The following is a 7,041-nucleotide window of genomic DNA, read 5'->3' as shown; positions in this document are numbered from 1 at the left end:
TGATCAAGAGGTTTGCGTCACGTTGAAGATCGACTTAGACGCAAACCTCTTGATCAGCTGACGCAAACCTCTTGATCACCGTCCGAGGGGTCAGGGGTCAGGGGTGAGGCGAGGTGGAGTCGGGTTGAGCTGGGGCGGGGCGGTATGCCGGGGCGGGGCGGGGCCGGGCTGTGCCGAGACTGGGCAGAGCGGGATGGGATGGCCGGCGGCGAGCAGAGTGATGAGGCGGGGGGCCGCATCGGGCTGTGCCGAGACTGGGCAGAGCGGGATGGGATGGGGCAATGCCGAGACGGAGCGGTGCCGAGACACGGGGCGGTGCCGGGACGGGGCAGCCGACGGCCTAGGGGCGGGAGCGGGTCAGGGCCATGGCCTGGCGGACGGTGTGCGGGATGTAGTCCGGGCGCAGCGCGTCGGACCAGGTGAACCGGAGCACCCGCCAACCGGCGTTGACCAGGCGGTTCTGCCGGCGGCGGTCGGCGAACAGGGCGTCCGGGGTGCCGTGTGGGCCCGCTCCGTCGGCCTCGGCGATCAACCGCGCCGCCCGCCACCCGAGGTCACCGATGCCGAGCAGGTGACCGTCCCCGTCCCGGACCTCCTGTTGCAGCACGTCGGGCGGGACTCCGCCGTCGACGCAGCGCAGCCGCGACCAGGTCTCCAGCGGTGACTGGGCGCGACCGTCCACCTCGGCGAGGTGGCTGCGGGCCGCCGGGGCACCCCGGCGGCCCCGGACGAGCGCCGGAGCGGTGGCCAGGTCCTCCCGGGTGACGAGCCCCCGGTTCAGTGCCGAGTCGAGCACGGACACCGCCGGGTACCGGTCGAGCCGGAGAATCATGTCCGTCACCGTGCGCAACGGCGAGGTCGTGGGAATGCCGGCCACGTCGACGACGTCGCCCGGGGCCACGGTGAACTGGTGGACGACGAGCATCGGGTCGGTGTGCCGTTGCGGCCGGGGCCGGTCCACCGGCACCGACACGTGGATGGCGGATCGGCGTGGCCCGGCGATGTCGTGCAGCGCGAGGGCGCTGTCGAGGACGGCGAAGGCTCCGGGGCCGAGGCTCGTCACCGCCGCCCGGATGCGGGCCCGCCGGGTGATCGCGTCCGGTGGCTGCCCGGCGGGGGCATAGCAGCCACGGGACAGTCGCCTCCACCGCCCGGAGCGGCAGAGTTGCCGGACATGGTGCCGGGTCAGCCCGGCCGCGAGGGCCTGTGACGTGGTGACCATGCCGTCCTGCCCGAGGGCGATCCGACGGAGAATTTCGAGCGGCATCACCCCGCCACCCTCACGCCCCGCCCACCCCAACTTCCACCCCTGTGGATAACCCTGTGGACAACCCTCGGATTTCCACAGGTGATCAAGAGGTTTGCGTCATCAGACGGCGAATCCGTGACGCAAACCTCTTGATCACCGGGGCACGGCGGGAGCGGGGCGCGGGAAGCGGGAGAGGGGAGGCGGGGGGTTAGGGGAGGAGGGGGTGGCGGACGACGTTCTCCTCGCGGCCGGGGCCCACGCCCACCACGCTGACCCGGGTGCCGGTGATCTCCTCGATGCGGGCGATGTAGCGGCGGGCGTTCTCCGGCAGCTCGTCCTCGGTGCGCGCCTTGCTGATGTCCTCCCACCAACCGTCGTGCTCTTCGTAGATCGGGGTGGCGTGGTGGAAGTCGGTCTGCGTCATCGGCATGTCGTCGAAGCGCTCACCGTTGATCTCGTAACCGACGCAGAGCGGGACCTTGGACAGGCCGGTGAGCACGTCCAGCTTCGTGACGACCAGGTCGGTGACGCCGTTGAGGCGGCACGCGTACCGGGCCACGACGGCGTCGAACCAGCCGCACCGGCGTTCCCGGCCGGTGGTGGTGCCGTACTCGTGGCCGACCTTGCGCAGGTGCTGGCCGTTGTCGTCGAACAGCTCGGTCGGGAACGGGCCCGAACCCACCCGCGTGGTGTACGCCTTGCTCACCGCGATCACCCTGTTGTTCGCGGTGGGCGGGATGCCGGCACCCACGCACGCCCCACCGGCCGTCGGGTTCGACGAGGTCACGAAGGGGTACGTGCCGTGGTCCATGTCGAGCATGGTGGCCTGGGCACCCTCCAGCAGCACCGTCTCGCCCCGGTCCAGGGCGTCCCAGAGCATCACCCGGGTCTCGGCGATGTACGGCCGCAGCCGCTCGGCGTACCGCAGGTACTCCTCGACGGTCTCCTCGACGTCGATCGCCTTGCGGTTGTAGACCTTGAACAGCAGCTGGTTCTTCTCGCGCAGCGCGAGTTCCAGCTTCTTGCGCAGGATGCCCGGGTCGAGCAGGTCCTGGAGCCGGATGCCCATCCGGGCGACCTTGTCGCCGTACGCCGGGCCGATGCCGCGCCCGGTGGTGCCGATCCGGGCCGAGCCGAGGTAGCGCTCCACCACCCGGTCCAGCGCGCGGTGGTGCGGCATGATCAGGTGCGCGTCGCCGGAGATCCGCAGCCGGGACACGTCCACCCCCCGCTCGGCGAGCCCGTCGATCTCGGCGAGCAGCACCTTCGGGTCGACCACCACCCCGTTGCCGATGACGATCATCGCGCTCGGGGAGAGCGCGCCTGACGGCATCAGGTGCAGCGCGTACTTCTGCCCGTCCGGCGTGATCACCGTGTGGCCGGCGTTGTTGCCGCCGGAGTAGCGCACGACGTAGTCGACCCGCTCACCCAGCAGGTCGGTAACCTTGCCCTTGCCCTCGTCGCCCCACTGAGCACCGATGAGCACGATCGCTGGCATCTTTTCCGCCTCCAGAAGGCTCGGGTGCCAGGTGGCGACCGGTTGGCGAGCCCGGGGTGTCAGGCTAACAAGTAGAAACGGCGTGGCCGGCAGGGGTTCACGTCGCGAGGCAGGAGGCCCGGAGTGTACGACGTGGTGCTGCTCACCCTCGGCTCCGAGCGGGACGCTCCCGGTGGGGGCTGCGGCAGCGGCGACGCCTGCTGCGGCGGTGCTCCCGAGGCCACCGGCAAACCGGCCGCGCCACCGGACGGACAGCGCTGCGAAACGCCGCGCGTACCGGTGCTGGCCTGCGCGGACGCGCTGACCGCGCGGGGTGCCCGGGTGGAGACCGTCGTCGCCCGCTCCGACGCCGAGGTCGACGAGGTGCTGGCCCGGCTGGACGCCCCGGCCCGCCCCGACGGCCTCGCCTGGCCCGACCCGGACAGCAAGACCAGGCTGGTCGTCGCCGTCGCCAGCGACGCCCAGTTGCGCGCCGTCGTGCGTCGGCTCGTCCGCCGGTACGCCCCACCGCCCAGCCGCCGTCCCGCCGAGCTGGCCGGCAACCGTACGGTGCCCGACCTGCCGCCGATCGGCGTACTCCCGCTCGATCCGGCCCGGGGTGGCCCGCACCGGGACCTGGCCGCGCAGCTCGGCCTGCCCCGGGACCCGGCGGCGGTGGCGGCGGCCGTGCTCGACGGCGGCGTACGCCGGCTCGACCTGCTGCGCAACGACGGCGGTTCGGTGACCCTGGACGGGGCGCTGCTCGGTGCCGCCGACGAGGCGGGCCGGCCGCTGCACTGGCGGGGTCGGGTGGAGGTGGACGACGCGGTGCTCTCCGACGGCGCGGACCCGATCCTGGCCTGCGCGATCGGCAACGCCGGCGGTTACGCCACCCTCGACTCGCTGCCGCTGCTCACCGCCGGCGACCCGGCCGACGGTCGGGTGGAGGTCGCGGTGGCCGTTCCCGTGCCGACCCGCCCGACGTTGGGTAGGAAGAAGAAGATCCGGTACGAGGTCCGGCGGGCCCGGGGCCGGGCGGTGGCGGTGATCCCCCGGGACGAGCGGGTGCCCTTCCTCGACGACGGGGTCGAGGGTGAGCTGAGCCGCAAGCGGTCCTGGTGGACCGAGCCAGGGGCCTGGGCGGTCTTCACCGGCTGACCGTTCCCCACATCCGTCACCCGGCGTAACGGGAACGGGACGGCCTATCCTCGGCGGGAGGAGTGGGGAGGATCCGTGGTGGACGACAACGCCGACCGGGCCGGACAGCCCGGCCAGCAGCCGGGGCCGGAGCGGGACATCGAACCACTCTGGCCGCCCGACCCCCCGGTGCCGCACTGGGCCGCCGAGCCCACGCCGGTCTACCCGCCGACGGCGTACCCGTCGCTCGCGGCGGAGGTCGCGCCCCTGCCGCCCGACGGCGGCTGGGCCCCGCCCGGTGACGGCTGGGTGCCCGACCTGCCCGAGCCGACCCCGTCGACCCAACTTCCCCCGAGGTACGACGATTCCCCCGGCTACGACCCGCCACCCGGCTACGCCCCTCCCGGGTACGCCGCCCCGGCGGATCGTGCCGGTGCGGGCCGGGCGACCGCACCGGCCGGTGGAACGGGGCCGGGCCGGACCGGGCGGGTGGATCTCGACCTGCCCTTCACGTTGGACCCGTCGCTCGCCGGTCCCCCGGCACCACCGGCCCCCGTCGCTCCGCCGCCCGGACCTCCCACGGCTGCTGCGCCGGCCGGGCCCGGGCCGCTGACTCCGGCTGCCCCGCCCGCCGGTCCAGGACCGTCGATGTCGGCTGCGCCGACGCCCCCGCCGAACAGTCCGTCCCATCCCGCCCCACCATCCCCTCCGCGCAACGGGAGCGTCGTGGCCCACGGAGATGACCCGACCGAGTTGAATCCTGGAAGGTTCGGGCCCCCGGCGGGGCCGAGATCCTCCAGGATCCAGGAGGCCGAACCGGCGGTCGTGGCGGCGGTGCCGGCACAGTCCACGGGGCGGGGCGAGTCACCCTGGGCGTTGCCGCCCCAGCGGCTCTCCACCGGGATCGACGAGCCCGACCGGGCCACCGGTCCGGCCTCCGCACCGCCGCCCGTCGCCGGTTCCGGTGTCCCCGGCGGGTTCCGGGCCGCCACCGGGGACGCCGGCCCGGAGCAACCGGCAGCGGGCTGGCCCGAACCGGGCGAACCGACGCCACCGGGCCGGCCCGAGCCGACCGCAGCCGGACCGGCCGTCCCCGGGTTCGATCCGCCCGGAACCGGGGCGGCAGTTCCCGCTCCGCTCCGACCGGAGTCGACGGACCGCGAGGGACCCGGCCTGCCCGACCAGCCGGCACCCGACCTGCCCGAGCCGTCAGGGTCCGGCATGCCCGAGCCGTCAGGGTCCGGTCCCGCGCTGCCGGAGCCACCGGTACCCGGGCTGCCGCTGCCCGGCTCGTCGGCACCGGGCCTCTCACGGCTCGATTCGCCGGCAGCGGGGCTGCCGCTACCCGGGCCGCAGGAACCCGGCCTGCCGGTTCACGGGTACCCGGTACCCGGACAGCAACCCGGACCGGGACAGCCGGCCGCCGGATCGCCGCAGCAGCCGGCACAACAGGCCGGACCACAGCAGGCAGCGGGGCAGTCGGCTCCGGGACCGCAACCGGCAGCGGAACAGCCCGCACCGGCGCAGCAGGTGACCGGCGGGTGGTACCGGCCGTCCTGGCCGGAGCCGTCGACCTCCGGCGGGACGCCTCCGGCGTCCCCACCCGCGCCGGTCTATCCCGATCCGCTCACCTCGGTCGGCTACCCCGAGATGGGGTGGTCGCCGGAGAGCGGGATCGCCCCGACCGCCGAGGACTTCGCCCGCCGCCGGCAGATCCGGCCGGCCGAGCCGATCGCCACGATGGGCGTCCGGGCCATGGTCAACAGGATCGGCCTGGTGAAGCTCCCCCCGGGGCAGCACGAGCAGGAGGTGAAGCGGGACATCGAGATGGTGCGCCGCAACTTCGGCGGGCTGCGCCAGGTGACCGTGGTCAATCCCAAGGGCGGCGCCGGCAAGACGGTGGCCATCCTGCTGCTCGCGATGACCTTCGGGCAGAAGCGCGGGGGTTACGTGCTGGCCTGGGACAACAACGAGACCCAGGGCACCCTGGGGATGCGGGCGCAGCAGGACTTCCACTCCCGTACGGTGCGCGACATGCTGCGGGACCTCGGGCAGTTCCAGGGGCCGCACGGCCGGATCGGCGACCTGTCGCAGTACGTCCGCTCGCAGGGCGAGGGGATGTTCGACGTGCTCGCCTCGGACGAGTCGGCCACCGGGGGCGAGATGCTGACGGCGGCGGCGTTCGCCGAGATCCGCGAGGTGGTGAGCCGGTTCTACAAGTTGATCTTCGTGGACACCGGGAACAACGTCCGGGCGCAGAACTGGCAGGCCGCGATGGACGCCACCGACCAGTTGGTGGTCACCATGTCGGCCCGTAACGACTCGGCGGAGACGGCCGCCCGGATGCTCGACCACCTGGAGCAGAGCGGCCGGCACCGGCTGGTCCGGCAGGCGGTGACGGTGGTGTCGATGCCCCCGTCACGCAAGGAGATCGACCTGCCGGCCATCCAGGAGCACTTCGCCGCCCGGACGAGGGCGGTGCTGCTCGCGCCGTACGAGCGGCTGATCGACACCGGCGAGCCGATCCGGTACGGCGGGCTCTCCTCGGCCACCCGGGACGCCTGGCTGAAGATCGCGGCAGCGGTGGCCGAGGGCCTCTGACCCTGGTCGGCCGGTCAGGCGCTGGCGAGGGCGTCCCCGGCGGCCGGGTCGCAGTCGCGGAGGAACTGGGCACACCGGGCGGCCTCGTCCGCCTCGCCGATCTCCCCGGCGGCCCGGGACAGGACGTAGAGGCAGCGCAGGAAGCCCTGGTTCGGGGTGTGCGACCAGGGGACCGGGCCGTGCCCCTTCCAGCCGCTGCGCCGCAGCTGGTCCAGGCCCCGGTGGTAGCCGGTGCGGGCGTACGCGTACGCCGCGACCACCTGGCCGCCGTCCAGGGCCCGGGTGGCCAGCGCCGCCCAGGCCGCACTGTGCGTCGGGAAGCGGGCCGCGACCTCGGCGTACGCCTCGTCGGTGCCCTGCTCTGCGGCAGCGGCCAACGCGGCGTCCGCGTCGTCGTGCGCGGGCAGGAGAGTGGCCGGAGGCTCAGGCAACAGGTTCTGCATCGCCCCATTCAACCCGCTTCGCCCTGCGGGGCGCGAGGGGGTCGGGTGGGTACGCTGGCTGAACGGTGGAGGTCTACGTCACGTCGGGGACCCCACCGGGTGAACCCTCGGCCCCGTCGGGTGAACCCTCGGCC

Annotated in this window: 5 protein-coding genes; 2 read left to right on the top strand and 3 right to left on the bottom strand. The window is 73.8% G+C overall.

The features are described 5' to 3' along the window. Positions 1-340: 340 nt before the first annotated feature. Both ACOJTC_RS01380 and ACOJTC_RS01375 read right to left on the bottom strand, forming a co-directional pair. The gene (locus ACOJTC_RS01380; RefSeq protein ID WP_420115423.1) at positions 341-1,267 is read right to left on the bottom strand and encodes a type IV toxin-antitoxin system AbiEi family antitoxin domain-containing protein; all 927 of its coding nucleotides are present in this window, start codon (positions 1,265-1,267) and stop codon (positions 341-343) included. 190 nt (positions 1,268-1,457) lie between these two features. Beyond that, complete coding sequence (locus ACOJTC_RS01375; protein ID WP_420115422.1) at positions 1,458-2,747, bottom strand: adenylosuccinate synthase; 1,290 nt, start codon at positions 2,745-2,747, stop codon at positions 1,458-1,460. A 123-nt stretch (positions 2,748-2,870) separates the two neighbouring features. Between ACOJTC_RS01375 and ACOJTC_RS01370 the strand changes: the two genes are divergently transcribed. Both ACOJTC_RS01370 and ACOJTC_RS01365 read left to right on the top strand, forming a co-directional pair. Next, positions 2,871-3,884, top strand: a complete 1,014-nt coding sequence (locus ACOJTC_RS01370; RefSeq protein ID WP_204928464.1) for a hypothetical protein — start codon at positions 2,871-2,873, stop codon at positions 3,882-3,884. A 627-nt stretch (positions 3,885-4,511) separates the two neighbouring features. Further along, positions 4,512-6,464, top strand: coding sequence for a chromosome partitioning protein (locus ACOJTC_RS01365; RefSeq protein ID WP_420115424.1), 1,953 nt, complete (start codon positions 4,512-4,514; stop codon positions 6,462-6,464). A 14-nt stretch (positions 6,465-6,478) separates the two neighbouring features. Here ACOJTC_RS01365 and ACOJTC_RS01360 read toward each other — a convergent pair whose 3' ends face one another. Then, on the bottom strand, positions 6,479-6,907 hold the full coding sequence (locus tag ACOJTC_RS01360; protein ID WP_363649870.1) for a DUF3151 domain-containing protein: 429 nt from the start codon (positions 6,905-6,907) through the stop codon (positions 6,479-6,481). Between the last annotated feature and the right edge of the window lie 134 nt (positions 6,908-7,041).

It is taken from the genome of Micromonospora sp. (assembly GCF_048594385.1).
GTDB lineage: Bacteria > Actinomycetota > Actinomycetes > Mycobacteriales > Micromonosporaceae > Micromonospora > Micromonospora wenchangensis.
The sequence above is the reverse complement of the archived record's forward strand: the minus strand, read 5'-3'. Positions and strand labels throughout refer to the sequence as shown.